General features: G+C 61.8%; 20 protein-coding genes and 1 pseudogene. 17 read left to right on the top strand and 4 right to left on the bottom strand.

The window, feature by feature from the left end; all coding sequences use genetic code 11:
• Nucleotides 1–11: 11 nt before the first annotated feature.
• From phnL to NE852_RS22585, 10 genes are all read left to right on the top strand, one after another.
• Nucleotides 12–719 (top strand): phosphonate C-P lyase system protein PhnL, encoded by a 708-nt coding sequence (phnL, locus tag NE852_RS22630; RefSeq protein ID WP_258156122.1) that lies wholly within the window; start codon nucleotides 12–14, stop codon nucleotides 717–719.
• Nucleotides 716–1333: a DapH/DapD/GlmU-related protein gene (locus tag NE852_RS22625; protein ID WP_037171023.1), complete on the top strand. Its 618-nt coding sequence runs from the start codon at nucleotides 716–718 to the stop codon at nucleotides 1331–1333. The genes phnL and NE852_RS22625 overlap by 4 nt, the downstream gene beginning before the upstream one ends.
• 117 nt (nucleotides 1334–1450) lie before the next feature.
• Complete coding sequence (phnC, locus tag NE852_RS22620; RefSeq protein ID WP_008525358.1) at nucleotides 1451–2296, top strand: phosphonate ABC transporter ATP-binding protein; 846 nt, start codon at nucleotides 1451–1453, stop codon at nucleotides 2294–2296.
• Nucleotides 2297–2383: 87 nt separating this feature from the next.
• Nucleotides 2384–3289 carry a phosphonate ABC transporter substrate-binding protein gene (gene phnD, locus NE852_RS22615; protein WP_008525359.1) on the top strand — a complete coding sequence of 302 codons (906 nt, stop codon included), beginning with the start codon at nucleotides 2384–2386 and terminating at the stop codon, nucleotides 3287–3289.
• 68 nt (nucleotides 3290–3357) lie between these two features.
• On the top strand, nucleotides 3358–4317 hold the full coding sequence (gene phnE / locus NE852_RS22610; protein WP_008525362.1) for a phosphonate ABC transporter, permease protein PhnE: 960 nt from the start codon (nucleotides 3358–3360) through the stop codon (nucleotides 4315–4317).
• A 7-nt stretch (nucleotides 4318–4324) separates the two neighbouring features.
• Entirely contained in the window at nucleotides 4325–5668 is a 1344-nt protein-coding gene (gene phnE, locus NE852_RS22605; RefSeq protein ID WP_008525363.1) for a phosphonate ABC transporter, permease protein PhnE, read from the top strand.
• 142 nt (nucleotides 5669–5810) lie between these two features.
• Complete coding sequence (locus NE852_RS22600) at nucleotides 5811–6506, top strand: DUF1045 domain-containing protein (protein WP_008525365.1); 696 nt, start codon at nucleotides 5811–5813, stop codon at nucleotides 6504–6506.
• Nucleotides 6507–6519: 13 nt separating this feature from the next.
• Nucleotides 6520–7659, top strand: a complete 1140-nt coding sequence (locus tag NE852_RS22595; protein ID WP_258156121.1) for an alpha-D-ribose 1-methylphosphonate 5-triphosphate diphosphatase — start codon at nucleotides 6520–6522, stop codon at nucleotides 7657–7659.
• Complete coding sequence (phnN, locus tag NE852_RS22590; RefSeq protein ID WP_205621935.1) at nucleotides 7659–8252, top strand: phosphonate metabolism protein/1,5-bisphosphokinase (PRPP-forming) PhnN; 594 nt, start codon at nucleotides 7659–7661, stop codon at nucleotides 8250–8252. The genes NE852_RS22595 and phnN overlap by 1 nt, the downstream gene beginning before the upstream one ends.
• A gap of 14 nt (nucleotides 8253–8266) precedes the next feature.
• Complete coding sequence (locus NE852_RS22585; protein WP_008525380.1) at nucleotides 8267–8770, top strand: GrpB family protein; 504 nt, start codon at nucleotides 8267–8269, stop codon at nucleotides 8768–8770.
• 12 nt (nucleotides 8771–8782) lie between these two features.
• Here the strand turns inward: NE852_RS22585 and NE852_RS22580 are convergent, their stop codons facing one another.
• Nucleotides 8783–9754 (bottom strand): LysR substrate-binding domain-containing protein, encoded by a 972-nt coding sequence (locus NE852_RS22580; protein ID WP_225881675.1) that lies wholly within the window; start codon nucleotides 9752–9754, stop codon nucleotides 8783–8785.
• A 457-nt stretch (nucleotides 9755–10211) separates the two neighbouring features.
• On the opposite strand from NE852_RS22580, the gene NE852_RS22575 reads away from it, so the two are divergent.
• The 4 genes and pseudogenes from NE852_RS22575 (at nucleotide 10212) to NE852_RS22560 (ending at nucleotide 14404) form a co-directional block, all read left to right on the top strand.
• Nucleotides 10212–11261, top strand: coding sequence for an ABC transporter substrate-binding protein (locus NE852_RS22575; RefSeq protein WP_008525395.1), 1050 nt, complete (start codon nucleotides 10212–10214; stop codon nucleotides 11259–11261).
• A 112-nt stretch (nucleotides 11262–11373) separates the two neighbouring features.
• Entirely contained in the window at nucleotides 11374–12447 is a 1074-nt protein-coding gene (locus NE852_RS22570; RefSeq protein ID WP_258156120.1) for an ABC transporter ATP-binding protein, read from the top strand.
• Nucleotides 12444–13613, top strand: a complete 1170-nt coding sequence (locus NE852_RS22565) for an ABC transporter permease (protein ID WP_258156119.1) — start codon at nucleotides 12444–12446, stop codon at nucleotides 13611–13613. Before NE852_RS22570 ends, NE852_RS22565 begins: the two co-directional genes overlap by 4 nt.
• A gap of 1 nt (nucleotide 13614) precedes the next feature.
• A pseudogene (locus tag NE852_RS22560) lies at nucleotides 13615–14404 on the top strand (ABC transporter permease).
• A 59-nt stretch (nucleotides 14405–14463) separates the two neighbouring features.
• On the opposite strand, the gene NE852_RS22555 reads toward NE852_RS22560, so the two are convergent.
• Both NE852_RS22555 and polA read right to left on the bottom strand, forming a co-directional pair.
• Nucleotides 14464–16803, bottom strand: a complete 2340-nt coding sequence (locus tag NE852_RS22555; RefSeq protein WP_258156118.1) for a DNA translocase FtsK — start codon at nucleotides 16801–16803, stop codon at nucleotides 14464–14466.
• A 170-nt stretch (nucleotides 16804–16973) separates the two neighbouring features.
• Entirely contained in the window at nucleotides 16974–19973 is a 3000-nt protein-coding gene (gene polA, locus NE852_RS22550) for a DNA polymerase I (RefSeq protein ID WP_008525420.1), read from the bottom strand.
• A 423-nt stretch (nucleotides 19974–20396) separates the two neighbouring features.
• On the opposite strand from polA, the gene NE852_RS22545 reads away from it, so the two are divergent.
• Nucleotides 20397–20813, top strand: a complete 417-nt coding sequence (locus NE852_RS22545) for a MarR family winged helix-turn-helix transcriptional regulator (RefSeq protein WP_008525424.1) — start codon at nucleotides 20397–20399, stop codon at nucleotides 20811–20813.
• Between the two features lie 109 nt (nucleotides 20814–20922).
• Here NE852_RS22545 and NE852_RS22540 read toward each other — a convergent pair whose 3' ends face one another.
• Complete coding sequence (locus tag NE852_RS22540; protein ID WP_258156117.1) at nucleotides 20923–23274, bottom strand: EAL domain-containing protein; 2352 nt, start codon at nucleotides 23272–23274, stop codon at nucleotides 20923–20925.
• A gap of 213 nt (nucleotides 23275–23487) precedes the next feature.
• Between NE852_RS22540 and NE852_RS22535 the strand changes: the two genes are divergently transcribed.
• Together NE852_RS22535 and NE852_RS22530 are read left to right on the top strand one after the other, a co-directional pair.
• A complete protein-coding gene (locus NE852_RS22535; RefSeq protein ID WP_008525438.1) occupies nucleotides 23488–24876 on the top strand; it encodes a dipeptidase in 1389 nt (462 codons plus the stop codon).
• A 319-nt stretch (nucleotides 24877–25195) separates the two neighbouring features.
• Complete coding sequence (locus NE852_RS22530; protein WP_008525440.1) at nucleotides 25196–25780, top strand: SH3 domain-containing protein; 585 nt, start codon at nucleotides 25196–25198, stop codon at nucleotides 25778–25780.
• Nucleotides 25781–25843 lie beyond the last annotated feature (63 nt).

Raw genomic sequence — 25843 nt, 5'->3', positions numbered from 1 at the left:
GAAGAATAATCATGCCAACGCCCCTCGTCGTTTCCGAAGTCTCGAAGAGCTTCACCATGCACCTGCGCGACGGCATCAGGCTGCCTGTCGTTTCCGATGTCGCCTTCTCGGTTGCGTCAGGCGAATGTGTCGTGCTCGGCGGTCCCTCGGGCATAGGGAAGAGTTCGCTGCTCAAGATGATCTACGGCAATTATGCCGTCGACACGGGCCAGATCCTCATCCGCCATGACGGGCGCATTGTCGATCTTGCCTCCGCCGATCCGCGCACAGTGCTCAACGTGCGGCGCAATACGCTCGGCTATGTCAGCCAGTTCCTGCGCACCGTACCGCGCGTGGCGGCGATCGACGTCGTTGCCGAGCCGCTTGTGGCGCGCGGCGAGGAAGCCGCCGTTGCGCGGGAAAAGGCGGGCGCACTGCTCGCCAAGCTCAACCTGCCGGAGGCGCTCTGGCAGCTTCCACCCGCCACCTTCTCCGGCGGCGAACAGCAGCGCGTCAATATCGCCCGCGGCTTCATCACCGATCACACGATCCTGCTCCTCGATGAACCCACAGCCTCGCTCGACGCCAGGAACCGCGCCGTCGTCGTCGACATGATCGCGGAGAAGAAGAGCGCCGGCGTCGCCCTTCTCGGCATCTTCCACGACGACGAAGTGCGCGAGGCGGTCGCCGACCGCATCCTCGACGTCCAGCAATTCTCGCCTCGAAAGATCGCCGCATGAGCCGCAAGCTGGGCATCGAGCCCGACATCCACGAGACGGCATCCGTCAGCGAAACCACCTTCGGGCGTTATACGGAGGTCTCGGAACGTTGCCGGATCAGCGAAGCCACGGTCGGCGACTATTCTTACATCATGCAGGATGGCTCCGTCTGGTGCGCGACGATCGGCAAGTTCGTCAATATCGCCGCCGCCGTGCGCATCAATGCCACCAACCATCCGACCTGGCGCGCGACGCTGCATCACTTCACCTATCGCGCCGCCGATTACTGGCCGGATGCCGACATGGAGACGGACTTCTTTGCCTGGCGGCGCGCAAACCGCGTGACCATCGGCAACGATGTCTGGATCGGCCACGGCGCGACCATCCTGCCGGGCGTCACCGTCGGCAACGGCGCGGTCATCGGGGCCGGCGCCGTCGTGTCGAAGGACGTCGCGCCCTATACGATCGTCGGCGGCGTACCGGCCAAGCTCATTCGCGAGCGCTTTCCGAAAGAGATCGGCGAGCGCATGGACAAGCTTGCCTGGTGGGATTGGGAGCACGACCGTTTGCGCCTGGCTTTGCAGGATTTCCGCAACCTGAGCGCGGAAGATTTCCTGGCCCGATACGGTGGTTAAACCTGCGATATAGGCCGGGAGAATTGTGACACCACTTACACAAATATGACATTGGAGGTTCATGAAGCAGGACTAATGCGATGCTGACCACGGCCTGGAATGCAAGGAAAGAGCATGATGTTCGAGCTGAAGGATGTCACACGTCGTTTCGCAAAAAAGCTCGCCGTCGATGCCGTTTCGCTCTCCATTCCCCAGGGCCAGATGGTCGGCATCATCGGCCGCTCCGGCGCCGGCAAGTCGACGCTCCTGCGCATGATCAACCGCCTTCAGGAGCCGAGTTCCGGCTCCATTCATTTTGCCGGCGTCGAGGTTTCCGGGCTTCGCGGCCGGGCGCTGCGCAACTGGCAGCGCGATTGCGCGATGATCTTCCAGCAGTTCAACTTGGTACCGCGCCTCGACGTTTTGACCAATGTCATGCTTGGCCGCCTCAACCACCGCTCGACGCTTCTGAGCCTGCTCAACATCTTCACGCGCGAAGAGCGCGTGCATGCGATCGCCGCACTCGAACGCCTCGGCATCGAGCAGACGGCACTGCAGCCGGCGGGTACGCTTTCCGGCGGCCAGCAGCAGCGCGTGGCGATCGCCCGCGCACTGATGCAGAACCCCAAGATGGTGCTTGCCGACGAGCCGATCGCCTCGCTCGACCCGCTGAACGCCAAGATCGTCATGGATGCGCTGCGCGATATCAACGAGCGCGAGGGCATCACCGTCATCACCAACCTCCACACGCTCGATACCGCCCGTAATTATTGCGAGCGCATCGTCGGCATGGCCGGCGGCCGTGTCGTCTTCGACGGCAAGCCCTCGGAGCTGACGGCCGAAGCGGTGAAGGAAATCTACGGCACGGGCAAGGACGGCGCCGGCATCGACGAAACGATGACCTCGACCTCAATCAATATCGCTCCCGAGAGCGCCGACAATCAATCCGCCGGCGTCCAACCGCTGGCATTGGCCGGTCTCTGACAGAGGCGGCCGCGATCGAACGCCCGCGTCAAGGGCACACTTCTTCGTAACGGAAAGCCGGGGACACCGGTCAACAGGAGAGAACGCATGTTGAAGAAAGCACTCTTTGCGGCAACGGCGCTGTTCGCGCTCGCCGGCGCCGCCAATGCTGCAGACCTCAAGGAATTCCGCATCGGCATCCTCGGCGGCGAGAACGAAACCGACCGCCTGCGCAACTATGCCTGCCTCGCCGACCATCTGAAGCAGGAATTCGGCTTCGAGAAGGTTTCGCTATTCCCGGCCGCCGACTATGACGGCGTCATCCAGGGCCTGCTCGGCGGAACGCTCGATTTCGCCGAACTCGGCGCTTCCGGCTACGCAGCCGTCTACATCAAGGATCCGAAGGCCGTTACGCCGATCCTGACGACGCAGCAGAAGGACGGCTCGACGGGCTACCACTCGATCGGCCTCGCTCTCAAGTCTTCCGGCATCAAGACCATCCAGGACGCCAAGGGCAAGAAGCTCGGCTACGCCGATCCGGACTCCACCTCGGGCTATCTCGTTCCGCTGACGCAGATCCCGAAGGACACGGGCATGCCGAACGACAAGTTCTTCGCCTCGACCCAGTTCAACGGCGGCCATGAGAACAACCTTCTTGCCGCTTACGACGGCAAGGTCGATGTCGCCGTCGACGATTCCTCGGGCATCGGCGATTTCAAGGACGGCTACACCTCCGGTACCTTCCGCAAGGAAGTCGACAAGGGCGCCGTCGATCCGAACAAGCTGGTCGAAGTCTGGCGTTCGCCGCTGATCCCGAACGGCCCGCTCGTTGTTCGCAACGCTCTCGGCCAGGACTGGCAGACGAAGCTCGCAGCCTTCTTCACGGCCCTGCCGGAAAAGGATCACAAGTGCTTCGCAGCCATCGAAGGCGGCGATTACAAGGGCTACGCTCCCGTCAAGCACGACTTCTACAACACCGTCGTCGAAGTCCGTAAGGCTGCCATCGGCGGCTGATCGGCCTTTGGAATGCGGGGGGCGGCCGGAAAACGGCCGCCCTTTCTTTGTAACCGGGCGGGGCGTCCATGACTATTGCCGATACACAGCCGCACATGCAGAGCACTGAGGAGATCGGCACCGCCTGGGGCCGGATGGTCGCCAAGCGCCGCTTCTATACCGTGCTCGGCCTGGTTATCCTCATTGCGGCTTTCGTGAGCTCCGTCCGCTTCGCCGACGAGAGCAATGCCGGCCATTTCTTCGAGCGCCTGCCGCATCTCTTCGATTTCCTGAGCTGGCTCATTCCCAAGGATTGGAACGACGTCTGGCGCGCGCTGTTCGACATGGCGAGCGTCAACGACAAGGGCGGAGAGGAATTCAATTTCGACAAGGGCCGTGTCTATATCTGGGGCGCCTTCTACATTCCCGAATATTTCGAGCTGATGATCGTCACGATCAACGTGGCGCTGATCTCGACGATCATCGCCTTCGTCTTTGCCGTTCCCCTGAGCTTCTTTGCCGCCCGCAACCTGACGAATTCATGGCCGCTGCGCGTCTTGACCAAGCGCCTGATGGAATTCCTGCGCGCCTTCCCCGAGATCGTCATCGCCGGCCTGTTTTCGGCGATCCTGTCGATCGGGCCGGTCGCCGCGATCATCGCCATCACCCTGCATACGATCGGCGCGCTCGGCAAACTCTTCTACGAAGTGGCCGAGAATATCGACATGAAGCCGCATGAGGGCATGAAAGCCGTCGGCGCCAACTGGTGGGAGCGTGTGCGTTTCGCCGCCCTGCCGCAGGTGCTGCCGAATTTCACCTCCTATGCGCTGTTGCGGCTCGAGATCAATGTGCGCGCTTCGACCATCATCGGCGCCGTCGGCGGCGGCGGCATCGGCGAGGAGCTGAAGCTTTCGATCTCGCGCGGCTTCGGCGCCAAGACGATGGCGCTCGTTCTCCTGCTCTTCGTGACGATCGTCGCCGTCGACCAGTTCTCCGCATGGCTGCGCCGCCGCCTGGTCGGCGAGCAGGCCTTCCTTCTGCAACATTGAGGCTGCCATGACGGTGATCGACGCAAACCGCATGAACGAGATCGAAGCGCGCTATCCGGAATATTTCCACCGGTCGTTCCGCCAGCGTTTCGGCGGGTTGATGATCCTCATCGCGACGCTGCTCTACGGCCTCTATGCCGTCTGGTTCTTCGACCTGCCCAAGCTCTTCGCCGAAGCTCATTGGGAGCGCGTCGGCATCTATCTCAGCCAATGGGTGAGCTACGACGTTAAGCCGGATTTCCGCATCCAGGACGACGGCTCGATCGAGGTGCGCTATCCCCGTTTCTCGCCGCTCGGCGACAATCCGCACCCGGACTGGGTGGTCAACAATCCCGATGGCAGCATCACCGTCTCCATCAGCGGCACCGGCCGCAGCGTCACCGTTTCGAAAAGCGAAACGATCGTGACCGCGCACGGCCTCAGCGTTCCCGTCGAAGTTTCAGGCGGCGCGCCGAAAGTCGTCGGCCCGGTGCCGAGCTGGATGACGGTCTACGATGACAACGTGCTCGCCGATCTCGGCTTTGCCGGCGACGTCAGCATTTCCGTCGACCGCGTGAAGGTCCGCAAGCGTTTCCTCGGCTGGGCAAATTTCGTCTTCGACACGCAATCGTCCTTCTTCGACAAGCCGGCAAGCGAAGTCCTCAGCCTCATCGTTTCCGGCCCGCGCATCAAGCCCGACCAGTCCAACCTGTCGCTCGCCTTCGACGACATCTGGAACAACAGCGAATGGCAGCATGGCGACGTCTGGACCAAGCTTTTCCAGACGATCGTCATGGCTTTCCTCGGCACGCTGCTTGGCTCGCTCGCCGCCTTCCCACTTGCCTTCATGGCAGCGCGCAACATCACGCCGAACCGCTTCCTGAACCAGGTTCTGAAGCGCTTCTTCGATTTCCTGCGCTCGGTCGACATGCTGATCTGGGCGCTGTTCCTGACGCGCGCCTTCGGTCCCGGCCCGCTTGCCGGCAGCGGTGCGATCTTCCTGACCGAGACGGGCACGCTCGGCAAGCTCTATTCCGAAGGGCTTGAAAACATCGACAACAAGCCGCGGGAAGGCATCAAATCGACCGGCGCTGAGACCGTACTCGTCCATCGTTACGGCATTATGCCGCAGATCGTTCCCGTCATCGTCAGCCAGACGCTCTACCAATGGGAATCGAACGTGCGCGGCGCTACCATCATCGGCGCCGTCGGCGCGGGCGGCATCGGCCTCAAACTCTGGGAGGCGATGCGCACCAATGCCAACTGGGAAAACGTCGCCTACATGGTCATTCTGATCCTGATCGTCGTCTTCCTTTTCGACGCCGCCTCGAATGCGCTGCGCCATCGGCTGATGGGCACAAAAGCGCACTGATCCGCCCGCCAAAAGGCGATGGCGGCGCTGCCGTCATCATCATTCTGTCACGGAAATCTTTTAGCCGGGAACCTGCTTGCGGTACGCCGCCAAATCACTGCACATTGCGCTCCCCGTCTCGACGATCCCCAGGATAAAAGCCTTGCGCTACGCTCTCTATTTTTCGCCGCCGCAGGATGATCCCCTGGTCGGCGCGGCCTCGCTTTGGCTCGGCCGCGACGCTTTCACCGGCGAGACTTATCCCGCGCCGGAACACGAGAAGCTCGGCGCGGCGGAGCAGTTCGAACTGACCGCCGACCCTCGCCGTTACGGTTTTCACGCCACGATCAAGGCGCCATTTTCGCTCGCAGCTTCCGTCACCGAGAAAGATCTCATGACCGTTGCCGAGGATTTTGCCGCCCGTACGCCGGCCTTCGAGATCCCTAAGCTGGTGCTCGGCCAGCTCGGCCGTTTTTTTGCCCTTGTTCCCGGTTCTCTTCATCAACCTCTTCAGGATTTCGCCGCGAAGGTGGTAAAGTCCTTCGAGCCGTTCCGTGCAGCGCTTTCCGAGGCCGATTTAGCGCGGCGCAACCCGGAGAAGCTTAGCGACAGCCAGCGCGCCAATCTGCTGCGCTGGGGTTATCCTTACGTCATGGGGGATTTCGGCTTTCACATGACGCTGAGCGGCCAGGTGCCCGAGACGCGCGCCGAGGTGATGAGAGAAATTCTGGCCAAGCGTTTTGCCGATTTCACCGGCCGGCCACTTTCGATTTCCGGCCTTGCCGTCTTCACCGAGGAGGCGCGCGGCGCCCCATTCAAAGTTCATTCCTGGCTGCCGCTTGCCGGCGCCAAACGCTGAAAGACCTTACGCTATGAGCAAAGAGACCGTGTTTTCCAACGCCCGCATCGTTCTTGAGGATGACATCCTGTCAGGATCGATCCTCATTCGCGACGGCAAGATTGCCGACATCTCGGAGGGCAATTCGGTAGCCGGCGAAGATTTCGAGGGCGATTACATCATTCCCGGCCTCGTGGAATTGCATACCGACCATCTCGAAGGCCATTACCAGCCGCGTCCGGGCATCCGCTGGAACAAGACCGCCGCAGTCCAGGCGCACGACGCTCAGATCGTGACCTCAGGCATTACCACGGTCTTCGACTGCCTGCGCATGGGCGCAGACGAGGACGGCGGCTTCGAACATGGCGAGATGCGCGAGATGGCGGACGCCATCCAGGCGGCGGAGAAGGAAGGCAGGCTGCGCGCCGAACACCTGCTCCATCTGCGCTGCGAGGTTTCGGCGGATAATGTGCTCGAACATTTCGCCGATTTCGAAAACGACCGGCATGTGCGGCTCGTCTCGCTGATGGATCATGCGCCCGGCCAGCGGCAATTCCAGACGATGGATCAATATATCTTCTATTACCAGAAGAAGCGGGGCTTGAGCGACGAGGTGTTTGCCCGTTTCGTCGCCAAACGCCAGGCGGAATCGGCGCGCAATTCGACGCCGCATCGCAATGCCATCGCCAAGGTCTGCGCCGAGCGCGGCATCACGGTCGCAAGCCATGACGACGCGACGCTGTCGCATGTCGACGAGGCGATCGAAAACGGCGTGCGCCTTGCCGAATTCCCGACCAGCTTCGACGCCGCCCGGGCCTCACACGAGCACGGCATGAGCGTGCTGATGGGCGCGCCGAACATCGTGCGCGGCAAATCCCACTCCGGCAACATCGCCGCCCGCGACTTGGCCGAAATGGGCGTGCTCGACGTGCTTTCCTCAGACTACGTGCCGCTCAGCCTGTTACATGCACCGTTCATCCTCGCCGACGAGGTGGAAAGCATCACGCTGCCGAAGGCGATCGCCATGGTGACGTCGACGCCCGCGCGCACCGTCAGCCTCGACGATCGCGGCCGGATCGCAACCGGCCTGCGCGCCGATCTCGTCCGCGTTCATCGCTCGCATGGCGTGCCGGTAACACGCTCCGTCTGGCGCCAGGGACGCCGTGTCGCATGATGCCGTACGAACCCCATCCCGGAGCAGGAGCCGAACGTGGCATCATGGTCGTCGTCGTCGGGCCGAGCGGCGCCGGCAAGGACACGCTGATGAACCTTGCCGCTCGGCATTTCGCCGGCCGCGCCGACGTTCATTTCACCCGCCGCGTCATCACTCGTCACCGGGACGCCGGCGGCGAGGATCATCTCTCCGTCTCCCTCGAAGGCTTTGCGGCCATGGAGCAATCAGGCTCCTTCGCCGTCTGGTGGGAAGCGCACGGCCTGAAATACGGCATTCCGGCCGAAGTCTCGGTGGCGCTGTCGCGAGGCCATGTCGTCGTCGCCAACGGTTCGCGTTCCGCGCTTCACCGTTTCCAGGCGGCCTTCCCACGACTCAAGGTCATCAATGTCACTGCAAGCGCAGAGGTGCTGGCCGGCCGGCTGGAGGCGCGCGGACGTGAAACGCATGAGGACATCATGGCACGGCTTGCCCGCGGTCCGCTGACGGTGCGTGGCGACTACGATGTGACGGAGCTCGACAATAGCGGCTCGCTCGAAGAGGCCGAGAAGAAGATGGTCGCGATCCTCGACGGACTGCTGGCCGAGGTGCACTGACCAAGAGGAAGCAAATGCGCGCCATCAAAGTGGTCGACTATGATCCCTCCTGGCCGCGGCTCTTTGCCCAAATCAGTACCGAGGTCGCTGCCTTGCTCGGCAGCTTCGTGCTTTCCATCGACCACATCGGCAGCACGTCGGTCCCCGGCCTCGCCGCCAAGCCGAAGATCGACCTCGATGTCGTCGCGATCTCCGATGAGGTTCTGCCGATGGCGATCGACGCGGTCAGCGCTACCGATTTCGTCTTCCATGGCGATATGGGGGAGAAACGCTGGGCCTTTACTCGAAATCACGACGCTTATGGCCTCAGGCTCTATCTTTGCGGCCCCAATAATCGCGCCCATGGGGAGCGGATCGTGTTTCGCGACTATCTCCGGGATCACCCCGAAAGGGCCACAGCCTACGCCGAGCTGAAACGCCGGCTGGCTGCGGAAGCAGGCGGCGATTGGGATTCCTACACGGGCGGCAAAACCGCATTCGTCAGCGAGACGCTGCGATTGGCAAGCTTGAGGACGTGAGATCAGCGCCGCTTATCGACCCGGATTACCGCTTTCATGAGAGGCGTGACCTCCGGTGGTTTCGGCGATCGACTGCTGCAGCCATGCTCGGAAACGGGCCGACGTCACCTCATTCCAGCGCTCACGCGGCCCGACCAAATAATAGCCGCCGAGCCGGACGTCGGTTTCCAGCAGTTCGACGAGACGGCCGGCACGCAGGTCATCCGCGGCGATCAGGCGGGTGGCCAGTGCTATGCCTTGGCCTGCCACCGCCGCGTCGACCGTCAGGTTGGCCGACCATAGCCGCGGGCCATTCAGGGTCACTTCATGCTCGAAGCCGGCCTTGCGAAACCATTGCCGCCATTGATCGCGGCTTTCCTCGTGGATCAGCGGCTGGCGCACCAGATCATCGAGGGTCCGTATCGGAGCGTTTCTGCTGATCCATTCGGGGCTGGTGACCGGGAACATGCGCGGCCTTTCCAACAGGATCCAGCGGACATTTCCCCTCGGCTCCTCGGAATAGCGGATGTCGACATCGGCCTCATAACGGCTGAAATCCGGTTCGAGATCGGTCGCGCGCATCACGAAATCGATGCCGGGCAAGGCAAGCTGGAGTTGATTGAAGCGCGGCGTCAGCCAACGTGTCGCGAAACCGGGCACGCACCAGATGCGCAAGACCGTGCGGTTGACTGCCGGGCGCAGTTCCGCTGTCGATTTGGCGATGAGGTCGAAAGCCGCTCCCACCGTTTCGGCAAAAACTCTGCCTTCCGCCGTCAGCCTGATGCCGCGCGGTCCGGCATCGACAAGCCGCGTGCCAAACCAGGCTTCGAGATTGCGGACGTGGCGGGATATGACGGTGTGACTAAGATTGAGATCGTCCGCAGCTCTGCGCATCGAGCCCAGGCGGCTGACCGCCTCGAAGGCGCGCACCATGGAAAGCGGCGGTAAACGTCCGCGTTTTTGAACACCTTCCTGTTCATCTGACGATGATTTCCCTCTGCGCAATCCTGTCTCCCAGAACGGAAATTGGTTCCGCCGAACCAAGATCGGAATGCTGTTTTCCCTTCATATGCCATGGAATTGGCGATTTCGGCGTAACGAAGAGTGGTGCACGGTGGTGCATATGATGCACCACTCATCTACCGGCTGACAATCGGGTTTTTCGCCTTTCGCAAGCGAAACCATTAAATTTGCGGGGTAGTGGGACCACCTGCCTGGAAAGACTGGTCGGGAGCGGTGCATCCATGTGTCCACCGCGGTCAACAAAAAGCGCCTTCCCGCCCTACCGGACATCCGCCAGCATTGCCCGCAACACGCCGCTCGGCCTTTTGGAGATGACGGCAAAGTTCGCTGCACAGGCCGGCTTTGCCCATCTCTTGCAAGCGGCCGCGATTGCCAACGATCCCAAGGATCGTGGCTGTCACCGGCGTCAGACGGACGCTCAACAAACAGGGGAAAGCGAATGAAATTCAAGAACACTTCGACGATTACGGCTCTCGGGCTGCTATCGCTGGCGCTTGCTGCGGTGCCGGGCGCGGCCCGGGATCTCACCATAGCGTCCTGGGGCGGGAATTTTCAGGATGCGCAGCGGGAGATCTATTTCAAGCCATTCTCCAAGGTTGCCGGCAAGCCCCTGCTCGACGAAGGCTGGGACGGAGGCATCGGCGTCCTTCAGGCAAAGGTCAAGGCGGGTAATCCCTCCTGGGATGCCGTGGAGGTCGAAGCCGATGAACTCTCGCTCGGCTGCGCCGACGGGCTTTTTGAGAAGGTGGACTGGAGCAAGCTTGGCGGCAAGGATGCGTTTCTGCCTTCCGCGGTGAGCGATTGCGGCGTCGGCGCCATCGTCTGGTCGACCGCCATCGCCTATGACGGCGCCAAGATTGCCGATGGCCCCAAGTCCTGGGCCGATTTCTGGGACGTGAAGAAATTCCCCGGCAAGCGCGCCCTGCGCAAGGGACCGAAATATACGCTCGAATTCGCGCTGATGGCCGACGGCGTGCCGGCGGACAAAGTTTATGAAGTCCTGGCGACGCCGGAAGGCATCGACCGCGCCTTCGCCAAGCTTGATGCGTTGAAACCGAACCTTGTCTGGTGGACCTCGGGCGCGCAGCCGCTGCAACTGCTTGCTTCCGGCGAAGTGGCCATGACCAGTGCCTATAATGGCCGCATCACCGGCATCAACCGATCGGAAGGCCGCCAGTTCAAAGTTGTCTGGCCGGGCAGCATCTATGCCGTCGACAGTTGGGTCGTTCTGAAGGGCGCTGAAAACAAGGATACGGCCTTTGATTTCATCGCCTTCGCCAGCAAAGCGGAAAACCAGGCAAAACTGCCGCAATATATCGCCTACGGCCTCCCGAACAAGGAAGCCGGCAAGAGCCTGCCGCCGGACCAGCTGGCCGACTTGCCCACCACCCAGGCCAATATGCAGGAAGCAGTCAGCCTTGATACGGACTTCTGGATCGACAATTCGGAAGCGCTGACCAAAAGGTTTGACGCCTGGCTGGCACAATAACCTAAGGAATATCGCCCCCGCGGATCGCTTCTGCCGATCGACCCGTGGGGGCTTCCGCACATCTTCGTCACTTCGTCTGCCCAAGAGCCGACTATCCGAACGGAGGGCCGCCATGGCTGCGCCGCGCATACGCTTTGAAAAAATCTCCAAATCCTTTGGCCTGCATCAGGTCGTCAAAGACCTGTCGCTCGACATCGAGAGGGGCGAATTCGTCAGCCTTCTGGGACCGTCGGGTTCAGGCAAGACGACTTTGCTGATGATGCTGGCGGGTTTCGAAAACCCGACCGCCGGCGGCATTTTTCTCGACGGCCGCCGCATCGACCGCCTGCCTCCGCATCGGCGCGAAATGGGCGTCGTCTTCCAGAACTATGCGCTCTTTCCGCATATGTCGATCGCCGACAACATCGCCTTTCCTCTCAGGATGCGCGGTGTCGGTCGCGGCGAGATCGAAGAACGCGTGAAGCGCGCCCTCGAGATGGTGCAGCTGTCGGCCATGAGCGGCCGCAAGCCCGCCCAGCTTTCCGGCGGTCAGCAGCAGCGCGTGGCGCTTGCCCGCTCCCTGGTGTTCGAGCCGACAGTGGTGCTGATGGACGAGCCGCTCGGGGCACTGGACAAACAGTTGCGCGAACAGATGCAACTCGACATCCGCGCCCTTCACAAGCGCCTGGAACTGACTGTGGTGTTCGTGACCCATGATCAATCCGAGGCGCTGACCATGTCGGACCGAATTGCGGTCTTCAACCGCGGCAACATCGAGCAGATCGGTACGCCGCGCGATATCTACGACCGCCCGCAGACACGGGCGGTCGCCGAATTCATCGGCGAAACCAATCTGATAGAGGGAACGGTCAAGATGACGGGCGCGGACGGTACCTCGGTCGAGATCGCCGACGGACGGCATGTGATCGTGCCTGGCAGTAACTCCCTCGCTGTCGGCAGCCGTGTCCATATCTCCGTTCGCCCCGAGCGCATTTGCTTGGCGGCTCGCGGCATCAGCGCGGCGGCGAACGCCCTGCCGGGAAAAATACTCGATAGCGTCTATCAGGGCGACCATTTGCGGGTGCAGCTCGATGAGGATGCCTTTCGCTTCGTGGTCCGGACCGACATGCGATCGGCGGAGTGGCCGGTCGGAGCCGATGTGGTGGCGCACTTCACGCCGGACGATTGCTGGGTGATCGCGGCATGAATGCTTTCCGTCGACATACCGGCACCTTTGCCCTCATCCTTCCCCTGACCCTGTTCCTGGGTGTGTTCTTCATCTGGCCGCTTCTGACCGTCCTGCAACAGGCGGTGTCCGATCCAGTCGTCAGCAAAAACCTGCCGCGGACGACGGCTGCAATTTCAGCCTGGAACCCTGTTTCCGAACCCTCCGACGTCATGCGGACCGCCCTTGTCGACGACCTGAAATCGCTCGACGACGACCAGAATCTGGGAGAGGTGGTGCGAAGACTGAACAGCGCCCAGCCGGGTTTCCGCACATTGATGCGAAAGACCGTCGCAGCCGTGAGAGATAGCACCGGGCCGATAAGCCTCCCGGAGATCGACACCCGGTGGAACGACGCTGCCTTCTGGCGGGCGATCGCCGAAGCCACCGAGCCCTACACCGATCGCAACCTGCTTGCCGCAGTCGATCTTCAGCATGACGCGTCGGGCAGGATCGTGGCGATGCCGGCCGGAGAGTCGGCCAATCAGGCGATTCTTCTGAGAACATTCGCCGTGGCCGCCGTCGTCACGCTGGCGACCTGTCTCATCGGCCTGCCTTACGCGATGCTGGCCGCCGCCGCGAGCGGCTGGCGGCGGCAGCTCCTCCTTGCTGCGGTGCTCCTGCCATTGTGGACATCGCTGCTGGTGCGCACCGCGGCCTGGTACGTCCTCCTTCAGGACAAGGGGCTCATCAACTCCCTTCTCGTGTCGCTCGGCCTCCTCAACGCTCCCTTGCCGCTTCTTTTCAACCGGACGGGTGTCGTTATCGCCATGACCCATGTGCTGCTGCCGTTCATGGTTCTGCCGATCTACAGCGTCCTCATCGCGATCCCGCGAAATCTCATGCCGGCAGCCGCCTCTCTCGGCGCGAGGCCGATCCGGGCCTTTCTGCATATCCTGCTGCCCCTGGCCCTGCGTGGCATCGCCTCGGGCGGACTGCTCGTGTTCATGGCAGCGCTCGGTTACTACATCACGCCGGCGCTCATCGGCGGGCCGAAGGACCAGATGATCAGTTCGGTGATCGCCTTCTACGCCACGGGCTCCGCCAATTGGGGCATGGCCGGTGCGCTCGGCATGGTGCTGCTCGCCGTGACGATCGTGCTCTACGGCATTTACGGCCGGCTTTCCATGAAGACGACGGGGGCATGACATGACAATTCGGTTGCTAAAATTTCTGTTCGGCGCGGCAACGGTGATTTTTCTGCTGGCTCCGCTTTTGGCGATCCTTCCGATCGCATTTACCTCCAGCAGTTTCCTGGCCTACCCCATTCCGTCTTTTTCGACTCGCTGGTTTGCGGAGCTGGCTACCGAGGACGCCTGGCGGCGGTCCATCGTCAACAGCTTGCAGATCGGGGCGGGAACCACCTTGCTGTCAACCGTGCTCGGCATTCTGGCCGCACTGGCTTTGCGCCGGCGCGTTGTTTTTGCCGCGGCGCTGAGGACGATATTCCTCCTGCCGATGGTCGTTCCCGCCGTGGTGCTCGGCGTCGGGCTGCAGATCCTGTTTGCCGGCCTCGGATTTCCAAACACATTTGCAGCCGTCATTGTGGCGCATACGGTTGTCGCCGTGCCCTTTGTCCTGGTCAGCATCACCGCCTCGCTCGAGGGCATCGACTATCGGACCGAGCGTGCGGCCGCGAGCCTGGGGGGCTTCTCCGGCGAAGGTCTTCTGGAAAGTGACGCTGCCGCTCGCCATGCCCGGCGTCCTTTCCGGCGCCGTGCTTGCTTTTGCCACATCGCTGGATGAAGTCGTCCTGACCCTGTTCGTCGCCGGACCAAACCAGCTGACGCTCGCCCGCCAGATGTTCTCGTCGATTCGCGAGAACATCAGCCCGGCCATCGTGGCGGCGGCGTTTCTATTTATCGTGGGGACGATCCTTCTCGGAGGCCTGCTCGCGGTGGTGCACAAACGCGCCGCCCGTTCCACAATCGCGGGATGATGTCCGAGGCTATGAGTGCAGCGCCTCACGTCGAGCCGTGACGGCGCTGCTCATGCCGATCAATCGCCGTCGCCCCGCCCCGATACGATCTCGCGCTTGCCGACGTGATTGGCCGGACCGACCAGGCCTTCCTTCTCCATCCGTTCGACCAATGAGGCGGCTCTGTTGTAACCGATGCCGAGGCGGCGCTGGATGTAGGAGGTCGAGCACTTCTTGTCGCGCATGACGACCTTGACCGCCTGCTCGTAGAGTTCATTACCGTCTTCCGAGGCCATGGCGCTCTTGTCGAAGACGGCGCCGGCTTCTTCCTCTTCCGCCTCTTCCTCTTCATCGGCCGTGACGGTGTCGAGATATTCGGGGCGCCCTTGCGTTTTCAGATGGGCAACGACCTTTTCGACCTCGAGATCGGAAACGAAGGGACCGTGGACGCGGGCAATGCGCCCGCCGCCCTGCATATGCAGCATGTCGCCCTGGCCAAGCAGTTGTTCAGCGCCCTGTTCGCCGAGGATCGTGCGGCTATCGATCTTCGATGTCACCTGGAAGGAGATGCGGGTCGGGAAGTTCGCCTTGATCGTGCCGGTGATGACGTCGACCGAAGGACGCTGTGTCGCCATGATCAGATGGATGCCGGCGGCGCGCGCCATTTGCGCCAAACGCTGGATTGCGCCTTCGATTTCCTTGCCGGCGACCATCATCAGGTCGGCCATCTCGTCGACGATGACGACGATATAGGGCATCGGCGCAAGATCCAGCTCCTGGCTCTCCTCGATCGGCGCGCCGGTCTGCCGGTCGAAGCCGACCTGGACCATGATATGGATGGTCTCGCCCTTTTCACGGGCCTGGGAGACGCGGCCGTTGTAACCGTCGATATTTCGCACGCCGAGGCGCGACATCTTGCGATAGCGCTCCTCCATTTCGCGCACCGCCCATTTCAGCGCCATGACGGCTTTCTTCGGATCGGTGACGACGGGTGTCAGGAGATGTGGAATGCCGTCATAGACGGACAGTTCGAGCATCTTGGGATCGACCATGATGAGACGGCACTGTTCCGGTGTCATCCGGTAGAGCAGCGACAGGATCATCGTGTTGATGGCGACCGATTTACCCGAGCCGGTGGTGCCGGCGACGAGCAGATGCGGCATCTTGGCAAGCTCGGCGATGACGGGCTCGCCGCCGATCGTCTTGCCGAGGCCAAGCGCCAGCTTGTAGCCGCTCTTTTCGAAATCGTCGCTTTCGATCATCTCGCGGAAATAGACGGTTTCACGGGTGACATTCGGCAACTCGATGCCGATGACGTTGCGTCCGGGCACGACGGCAACGCGGGCCGAAAGCGCCGACATCGAACGGGCGATGTCATCTGCGAGGCCGATGACACGGGACGATTTCACGCCCGGGGCCGGCTCGAATTCATAAAGGGTGACGACAGGGCCGGGACGGACATGGATGATCTCGCCCTTGATGCCGAAATCCTCGAGCACGCTTTCCAGAAGGCCGGCATTCTGTTCCAGCGTCTCCTGCGACATGATCTCCCCGAGACGCTCCGGCGGCTCCTGCAAGAGCGCGCGCGGCGGGAATTCATAGCCCGACGGATCGACCTTTTCCGGCCTCGCCAAGCGCGGCGACGGCAGCACCGCGGCGACAGGCGGCGTCGGCCTCGGCGCAGGTGGGGGCGGAGGCTCGATGGCCGCCGGTGGCACGACTACGGCGTCAGGCACGACTACGGCCCGAGGTGCTGGGGCGACGGCCGCTTCCGGAACAGCCTCGGGCCTCGTCCTGGATATCGCAGCCGGAGGACGAACGGCAGGCCGGGCAGGCGCTGCAACGGCCGGCTGAACCGGGCGTGATGCGGCGGGGGCATGCTTCGGTGCGCCCGGACGCCATTCCATGACGCGGAACAGCGAAGTGATCGATTCGGGCGTGGTTTCGATCTTCGGCAGGACGATCGCAGGCGTGCGGATCGGCTCGCCTTCCTCGAAGGCCATGACTTCCCAAAAGGCGAAATCCGAAATCGAAGACAGTTCGGATGCGGCGCGCAGGCTCGGCGCAACAGTCCGATCGGCAAGAGGCAACTGCTGCGGCTCGACCATCTGGACAGAGGCTGCGGGAATCTCGTCCGCCTCGGGCAGGTAGATGTCGAATGGCACGTCGACGGCGACCGGCTCTATCCGTATCGCCTGCTGTGCAATCTGCGAATCGTCGCGCGCAGGCTCGTTCGGGGCGCGGCGCTTGCTGATCAGCGTTTCCGGCGTGCGGGTGAAGCGAACGTTCGGCGCGAGGGAAAAGTTGCTCTGCCAGATAGGCGCAGCCGGCTTTTCGCCCACAATTTCCTCCTGAATTTCCGTTTCAAGCCCGCTGGAAAAATCCGCGGCATCCGTCAAATTGGTTCTGGGAAAACGCATGCGTCCGATACTCACTCATGCTTGGCAAACTACGACCCTACCGGGATAGAAAAGGAAGGTTAATAAGTTCCTTCCGCCCGTATCGTTGCGATACGGGCTTGGGAGTTAAATCGGTTGGATTTCAGAGACTTGCGTAAAGCGGAAAAATCTTCGCTTTTTTAAGGACGCGGCTAGTGCGCCTCGTCCCAATTGGTGGCGGCGCGCGCGTCGACCTTGAGCGGGACGCGCATTTCGAGCGCCGGCATGGTGGCGTTTTCCATGACCGAGACGATGATGGGCATCGCCTTTTCGACATCCTCGTCCTCGACCTCGAAGATGAGTTCGTCATGCACCTGCAGCAGCATGCGGACGCGCTCGGCAAGACCCGCTTCAGCGAGCGCCGGCTCCATCTTGATCATCGCCCGGCGGATGACGTCGGCAGCCGAGCCCTGAATCGGCGCGTTGATCGCGGCGCGTTCGTTGAAGGCGCGCACCGACGGGTTGGAAGAACGGATTTCCGGATAGTTGATTCGCCTACCGAAGATCGTCTCGACATAACCCTTGTCGCGCGCCATCGCCTTGCGGCTTTCCATATAGTCGCGGATGCCGGGGAAACGCTCGAAATATTTCTTGATGTAGTCGCCCGCCTCCGAGCGCTCGATCGAAAGCTGATTGGCAAGGCCGAAGGCCGAGATGCCGTAGATGATACCGAAATTGATCGCCTTGGCGCGGCGGCGCACTTCACTCGGCATGCCTTCAACAGGCACGCCGAACATTTCCGAGGCGGTCATCGCATGAATGTCGACGCCTTCCTCGAAGGCTCTGGTGAGCTGCGGGATCTCGGCGACATGGGCAAGCACCCGCAGCTCGATCTGGCTGTAGTCGGCCGAGATCAGCTTGTGGCCCTGTGTCGAGATGAAGGCCGTGCGGATCTTGCGGCCTTCGGCGGTGCGCACGGGAATATTCTGCAGGTTCGGCTCGGAGGAGGACAGGCGTCCCGTCGTCGTCGATGCCAGTGAATAGGAGGTGTGGACGCGCCTGGTCTCCGGGTGGACATAGCCGGGAAGCGCGTCGGTATAGGTGGATTTCAGCTTGGTGAGCTGGCGCCAGTCGACGATCTTGCGCGGCAGCTCGAAGCCGGCCGCGGCGAGATCCTCGAGCACCTGCGCGGAGGTCGACCATTGTCCGGTCTTCGTCTTGCTGCCGCCGGCAAGGCCCATCTTGCCGAACAGGATATCGCCGAGCTGCTTCGGTGAGCCGATATTGAAGCGCTCGCCGGCCAGCCGGTAGATTTCGTCTTCCAGGCCAGCGGCACCCTGAGCCAGTTCGCCGGAGAGGCGCGACAGGATCTGCCGGTCGACGGTGATGCCGCGCGATTCCATGCGCGCCAGCACCGGCAGCAGCGGCCGCTCCAGACGTTCGTAGACACTGGTCAACCCTGCCGCAGCGAGCCGGGGCTTCAGCACCAGCCAGAGGCGTAGCGTAACGTCTGCATCCTCGGCCGCATAATGGGTGGCGCGATCGATATCGACCAGATCAAAGGTAACGTTTGCTTTGCCGCTGCCGGCCACGTCCTTATAGGGGATGGGCGTATGGCTGAGGAATTTTTCCGAGAGCGGGTCCATTCCGTGCGCGCCGGTGCCGGCGTCGAGCACGTAGGAAATCAGCATCGTGTCGTCGAAACTTCTGGTCTCGACGCCATAGCGCTTCATCAGGAGATAATCATATTTCAGGTTCTGCGCGACCTTCAGAACCGATTCGTCCTCCAGCAGCGCTTTGAGCCGCGGAAGAGCATCGCGCATCGGGATCTGGTTTTCGGCAAGGCCGCCGCCGAGCAGATCGCCGACACCGTTCTTGTGGGCCAGCGGCACATAGGCGGCGCGGATCTTCGTGCCCGTGGGATCGGCCACGTTGTCGGCGATCGCCATCGAGAAGCCGACAAGCTCGGCCTGCATCGCATCGAGCGAGGTCGTCTCGGTATCGAAGGCAACGAGGCCGGTATCGCGGGCATCAGCAATCCAGCGGTCGAGTGTGGCGAGGTCACGGATCGTGACATAGGCCGAATGATCGAAGGGCAAGTTCACGAAGGCCTCGGCCCGCGCCTTGGCAAGATCAACAGGCGAAAAGGCGCCTTCGACGGCTGCCTTCGGCTTCGCGCGCGGCGGCACGGGCACGGCATCGCCCGAAACGTCGGGAATGCCGCCGGCGACCGGCTCCGGCTGCGCCGCATCGAGATCGGGGCCGTGGGCGGCCTCGCCCCATTCGATGCGGATGACTGCCGGCTCGATGGCGCTCGCGTCGCAATCGCAGACTTCGGCGACACGGCGCGTCAGCGTTGTGAATTCCATCGCCTTGAGGAAGCCGATCAGTTTCGGCCCGTTCTGCGGCTCCAGCACCAGCGCATCGAGATCGAGGTCGAGCGGCACATCGGTGCGCAGCCGCACGAGCTCGCGCGAAAGCTTTGCCATGTCGATATTGGCAAGGATCGTCTCGCGGCGCTTGACCTGCTTGATCTCGGTGGCACGCTCGAGCAGCGTGTCGAGGTCCCCATATTCCTCAAGAAGTTGAGCAGCGGTTTTCGGGCCGATGCCGGGAATGCCGGGAACGTTGTCGACGGAATCGCCGGTCATCGCCTGCAGGTCGATCATCTTTTCCGGCGGCACGCCCCATTTCTCGATGACATCGGGAATGCCGATCTGCTTGTCCTTCATGCTGTCGTACATGTGGACATTGGAGGTGACGAGCTGCATCAGATCCTTGTCGGAGGAGACGACGGTGACGTCGGCGCCAATCGCCTCGGCCTTACGAGCATACGTCGCGATGATGTCGTCGGCTTCGAAGCCTTCGGTCTCGATGCAGGGCAGATTGAAGGCGCGGGTCGCCTCTCTGATAAGGCCGAACTGCGGAACGAGCTCTTCGGGCGGGGCCGAGCGGTTCGCCTTGTAGGCGTCGTAGAGATCCTTGCGAAAGGTCTTGGCGGAATAGTCGAAAATGACGGCGAGATGCGTCGGCGTGACGCCGACATCGGTGTTGCGCGCATCCCTCAACAGCTTCCACAGCATGTTGCAGAAACCGGAGACGGCGCCGACCGGCAGGCCGTCAGTCTTGCGCGTCAGCGGCGGCAGCGCATGAAATGCCCGGAAGATGAATCCCGAACCATCGACTAGGAAGAGGTGATCGCCTTTTTTCATGCGTGCATGGATAGCGCGGGCACGGGGCGAGGTCCATACAAAGTTCGGCACGCGAACGGATTATGGCGGGCGCAGCGCTGGGAGTCCGGCTCACCAAACTGTTACCGATTTGTAACGTGCCTTCTCCCTTGAAAAACCACATTCGCAGCCACAAATCTTTCTCACCGGCGCTTGATCGCGCCGCGGGTCTGATTACCGGCTTGTCCCCCGCCGCATCAGGCTTGGACAAAGGCCTTATCCCCCTCTCCGGGCCTTTGTCCCCATTTTAAGGTCGCCATGGCCAACCTCCAGGCCATGGCGACTTTGTTTTCTCGTAATACTCGAAATTCGATCGCCGCCTGTATGTTTTGGAGCATGGTCTGCGATTGCTGCATTGTCTCCGTCATGCTTTTGAGCCAACTTGCAATCATGGGATTTAACCGCATGGATTCGGGAGCCTACCTTGCCAGCCAGTTGGCGAAGGGTTTTGCCCGCTCGCTGCATCAGCGCGCGGTCGGACTCGGTTTTTCTCCGGGCCAGTTTCCCATTCTGCTGGAACTCTGGGCCGAGGACGGGCTGACCCAGAAACAGCTTCTCGAGCGAGTCGATATCGAGCAGGCGACCATGGCCAATACGCTTTCGCGTATGGTCCGCGACGGGCTGATCGAACGCCGGCCGCATCCATCGGACAAACGGGCGCAACTGATCTTCCTGACACCCAAGGCCCGCGCCATGGAGGCCGAGGCGATCGAAACCGCGCGCGAGGCCGATCTTGCGCTGTTCAAGGGTTTTCGGGTTTTCGAGCGCGAACTGACGCTCGAATATATTCGCCGGCTTCTGGAAAACGCCAAGGCGCTCTGACCGCTGCATAATTCCTTAAATCGGAATCGATATAAGGATAAAATTATCCAGCAATTCAAAGTGTTACAGCGTCCTTGGCGCGTCTGAAAAGACGCGCGGCGCTGTAAGATCACTCGCCGGCTTCGAACTGAGCGGTCAGGATCTTTGCGTGAGTGGCAAGCTTGGCGCTCGGCTCGATATCCGGCCTGCCGAGTAAAAGACCCTGCACTTGCGTGCAGCCTTCCTCGACGACGATCCGGCGCTGCATCTCGGTTTCGACACCCTCGGTCACGACGGGCATGCCGAGGCTGTGGCCAAGGCCGATGATGGCCCGCACGATCGAGCGTGCCGCCGCGTCATGTTCCAGCACACCGGTGAAACTGCGATCGACCTTGATCTTGTCGAAGGGAAATGAACGCAGGTTGGAAAGCGAGGAAAAGCCGGTGCCGAAGTCATCCATGACGATGTGCGCGCCGAGCCTGTGCAGCCGCAGCAGCGTCGTCATCACCCGGTCGCGATCGCGGATGAGGGCCGCTTCGGTGATCTCGAGCTCCAGCCGGCCGGGCGCAAGCCCGGTTTCAGCGAGGATGGCCTCGATCCGCTCGCAGAGGTTCGGCAGCATGAATTGCACCGGCGAAAGATTGACGGCAATCCTCAACGGGAGCGGCCAGCGCACCGCCTCCATGCAGGCCTGCCGCAACACCCATTCGCCGAGTTGGACGATCGAGCCGCTTTCCTCGGCGATCGGGATGAAGATTTCGGGCTCGGTCAAGCCGTGACCCGGCCGGTTCCAGCGCATCAGGGCCTCGTAGCCGCCGATCTCGCCGCTCAGCGCATCGAGGATCGGCTGATAGCTGACATGGATCTGGTTACGGGTGATCGCATGGCGCAATTCGCTTTCGATCTGGCGGCGGTTCCGTGCTGCCTTGTCCATTTCCGCGTCGAAGAAACAGACCTTGCCGCGACCGTCATGCTTGACGCGGTAAAGCGCAGTATCGGCATTGTTGCAGAGTTCTTCGGCGGCAGCCCCATCCGTGGGATAGAGCGCAATGCCGACGCTGACGCCGACGGCTGTGGGGTCACGCGCGGTGTCCATTTCGGCGGCGAATTCGTCGAGGATCGCCGCGGCAAGCCTTTGCGCTGCTGCCGGCTGCTGCCCGGCGGGCTGGATGACGGCGAATTCATCACCGCCGAGGCGGGCGATCGTGTCGCTGTCATCGACCACGTGGCGCAGGATCGAGGCGACCTTGCCAAGAATGCGGTCGCCTTCGGCATGGCCGAAGATATCGTTGACGGCCTTGAAGCGATCGAGGTCGAGATAGAAGAGGGCGACCTGGCTGTTCTTTCGTTCGGCCATCTGCAGGGCTTGCCGGATGCGGGTATCGAACAGCGACCTGTTCGGCAGATCGGTGAGCACGTCATGATGGGCGAGATGTTCGATCATCTCCTCAGCCTGCCTGCGCTCGGTGAGATCACGCACCGCCAGCACCTCGCAATTGTGCCCGCGATAGACGATCCTGCTCACGGTCACTTCGACGGCGATCTCCCGGCCGGTCCTGGTGTTGAGCAGCGTCTCGCCGGGCCTGTTCTGTCCGGTCGCCTGAATAGCGGTCAAGACAACCGAGGGCGCCTTGCCCGAGAGATCGGCAAGCTTCCAGCCGGAAAGCCCCTGGAAGCGTTCATTGGCATCGATGACCCGGCCTTCGCGCAGGATCAACAGCCCTTCCTGCGAGGCGTTCGCCAGTCCCTTCAGGTCCGTCAGGTGGCTTTCGATAAAGGCCACCGCCAGCGCAATCAGAATGAGCGTCGTCGCCGCCACCACGACGATCGCCGCAAGCAGCCTGGTGTCGAGCACCGTTGCCGGTACCTGTTTGCCGGGATCCGGCACGAGCGTGATACTGGCCATCGAGATGAAGTGGAGAGCACAGATCGCCAGGACGAAGGTGATTGACGAGACGAGGAGCCGCCTTGGTCCCTTCAATTGGAAAAAGGCGTGGAATGCGGTGCTCGACAGCAGCGCTCCGGCGAGAAGCGCGCTCAGCGTCATGAGGGGGTTATAAAGGATTACCGCCTGTGCTTCGATCGCCTGCATGCCGGTCAGGTGCATGGAGGCGATGCCGAGCGCCATCAGCACGCCGCCGCGGATGTGGGAAAACCTGCCGCGGCGTTCCGAAGCGACGAGGATCGCCGCCCACGAACCGACAACCGACAGGAGGAAGGAAAGCGCTGTCAGGCCGAGCTCGTAGCCGATCGGCATGCCGCCGTCATAGGCGAGCATCGCGATGAAGTGCGTTGCCCATACGCCGGTGCCGAAAGCGAAAGCCGAGGCGCCGATCCAGAGTTTGCGCCGCCCGGCATCGCATTCCTGGGCTCGGGAAAGCGGCAACATCGCCGCCATCGCGCCGACCAGGCAGACCGCGGCCGCCGCAAGCACTAGCCGCCAGTCGTGGTTGTCCCGAATACATGCAATGACCGAAAACATTTGCCCCTCCTGCAGCTGAATTCGGTCAGGCTATTTAGGTTGTACTAAATAACTGTAAATTGAATTAGGATTCTCTTCTATATTATCCAGCAAATCTTCTTGATATTGTTCAGCGCCCCGCCGCTCTTTCGCGCCGCCGATTTTTGCTTTTTCCGCCTCGCCTGCCTTTCTGGTTTGGTCTATCGTCCGGCCGAATTTCAAAAGGAGTCGAAAATGACCGATATCAATCAGGTGCTTGCGCGCGCGGACCAGAATCTTCCATCGAGCCTGGACAAGTTATTCGAACTTCTGCGCATCCGGTCGATTTCCACCGATCCCGCCTATAAGGCCGAATGCCGAAAGGCCGCAGAATGGCTCGTCGCCTATCTTGAAGGGCTAGGCTTCACAGCCTCGGTGCGCGACACACCAGGCCATCCGATGGTGGTCGCCCATCACGCCGGCGCTTCTGCCGATGCGCCGCATGTCCTCTTCTACGGCCACTACGACGTTCAGCCGGTCGATCCGCTCGAACTCTGGGAAAATGACCCCTTCGAGCCGTCGATCAAGGATGTCGGCGAAGGCCGCAAGATCCTGACCGGCCGCGGCACCTCCGACGACAAGGGCCAGTTGATGACCTTTGTCGAGGCCTGCCGCGCCTATAAGGAGATCAACGGCGCGCTTCCCTGCCGCATCACCATCCTCTTCGAGGGCGAAGAGGAATCCGGTTCCCCGTCGCTGAAGCCCTTCCTCGAAGCCAATGCCGCCGAACTCAAGGCCGATTATGCGCTCGTCTGCGATACCGGCATGTGGGACCGCGATACGCCGGCGATCGCCGCAGCGCTGCGCGGTCTCGTCGGCGAGGAAGTCGTTGTGACGGCCGCTGATCGCGACCTGCATTCCGGTCTCTTCGGTGGTGCTGCGGCAAATCCGATTCACATCCTCGTCGAGGCCCTTGCCGGCCTGCACGACGAGACCGGCCGCATCACGCTCGACGGTTTCTACGATGGTGTCGAGGAAACGCCTGACAACATCAAGGCATCCTGGGAGACGCTCGGCAAGACCGCAGAAAGCTTCCTCGGCGAAGTTGGCCTTTCCATTCCGTCCGGCGAAAAGGGCCGCTCGGTGCTGGAGCTCACCTGGGCGCGACCGACCGCCGAAATCAACGGCATCTGGGGCGGGTATACCGGCGAAGGCTTCAAGACGGTGATCGCCGCCAAGGCTTCGGCAAAGGTTTCGTTCCGCCTTGTCGGTACCCAGGACCCGGCCGCCATCCGCGAGGCCTTCCGCAGCTATATAAGCTCGAAGATTCCGGCCGACTGCTCGGTCGAGTTCCATCCGCATGGCGGCTCGCCAGCGATCCATCTTTCCTATGATTCACCTGTCCTGACCAAGGCGAAGACGGCGCTTTCCGACGAGTGGCCAAAACCTGCCATCGTCATCGGGATGGGCGGCTCGATCCCGATTGTCGGGGACTTCCAGAAGATGCTCGGCATGGAATCGCTGCTCGTCGGCTTCGGCCTCAGCGACGACCGCATCCATTCGCCGAACGAGAAATACGAACTCGTCTCCTACCACAAGGGCATCCGCTCGTGGGTGCGGATCCTTCAGGCGCTCGCTGCCTGACGGGTATGGCGCATCCCGCAATCGAAGACGCGCGCCAGCGACATCGCAGATAACAAAAAGGCCGGTTCAACCCGGCCTTTCGTCATCCGCTCGCCTCAGTGCCAGTTCATCCGTGGTCAAGGAGAAAGCGGGTATTTGCAGCCAGACTGGCCTCGAAACGTTAACAAGCCGTTAACCTTGCCGCAGATGGCCTGTCTTCCCCGTTCAAGCTGCGTTCATCGCCGCCGACATATAAGCCATTGAAAGACAAGGCGAATAATAACGCCCGAGCGAGTACAGCCGGCGCTGCCGAAAAGCGTTTATCAGGAGTGAGAAAAGCGTGAAAAATCTGTTTTCCAAGATCGTTGTGGCCGGTCTGCTCATGCTGGCTCCCGTCGTCGCGCAAGCGGCCGAGGGTTATTCGACGGCGAACGTCAACATGCGTGCGGGTCCGAGCACCCGGTATCCTGCCGTTGCCGTCATACCCGCCGGCTCTTCCGTCGAAATCCGTGGATGCCTTTCCGATGTCAACTGGTGCGACGTCGAATTCTACGGCGGCCGCGGCTGGGTTGCCGGCCAATATGTGCAGGCTCTCTACCAGCAACGCCGCGTCTATGTCGGCCCGCAATATTATCGTCCGCTCGGCATTCCGATGATTCGATTCAGCGTCGACAATTACTGGGACCGCTATTATCGCAACCGCGATTTTTATCGCGAGCGTGATCGCTGGAGCCGCGGACCGGACTACTACTACCGCGATCGGGACAACCGGGATCGGGACCGTGACTGGCGCGACCGGGACGGTGACAGGAATTGGCGCGGCGACGACCAAAGAAGCGATTGGAGAGATGGTGAGCGCAGATCGGACCGCAGAGAACGGTCTTTCGATTGCCGCCCCGGTGATCCCTCCTGCGACGAAGAATGAAACCGGATCAGGGACGGCGACGACGCCGTCCCCTTTTCAATGTTGCTCCGCCAGGCTTGAAAG

This window comes from Rhizobium sp. Pop5, assembly GCF_024721175.1.
Lineage (GTDB): Bacteria > Pseudomonadota > Alphaproteobacteria > Rhizobiales > Rhizobiaceae > Rhizobium.
The sequence above is the reverse complement of the archived record's forward strand: the minus strand, read 5'-3'. Positions and strand labels throughout refer to the sequence as shown.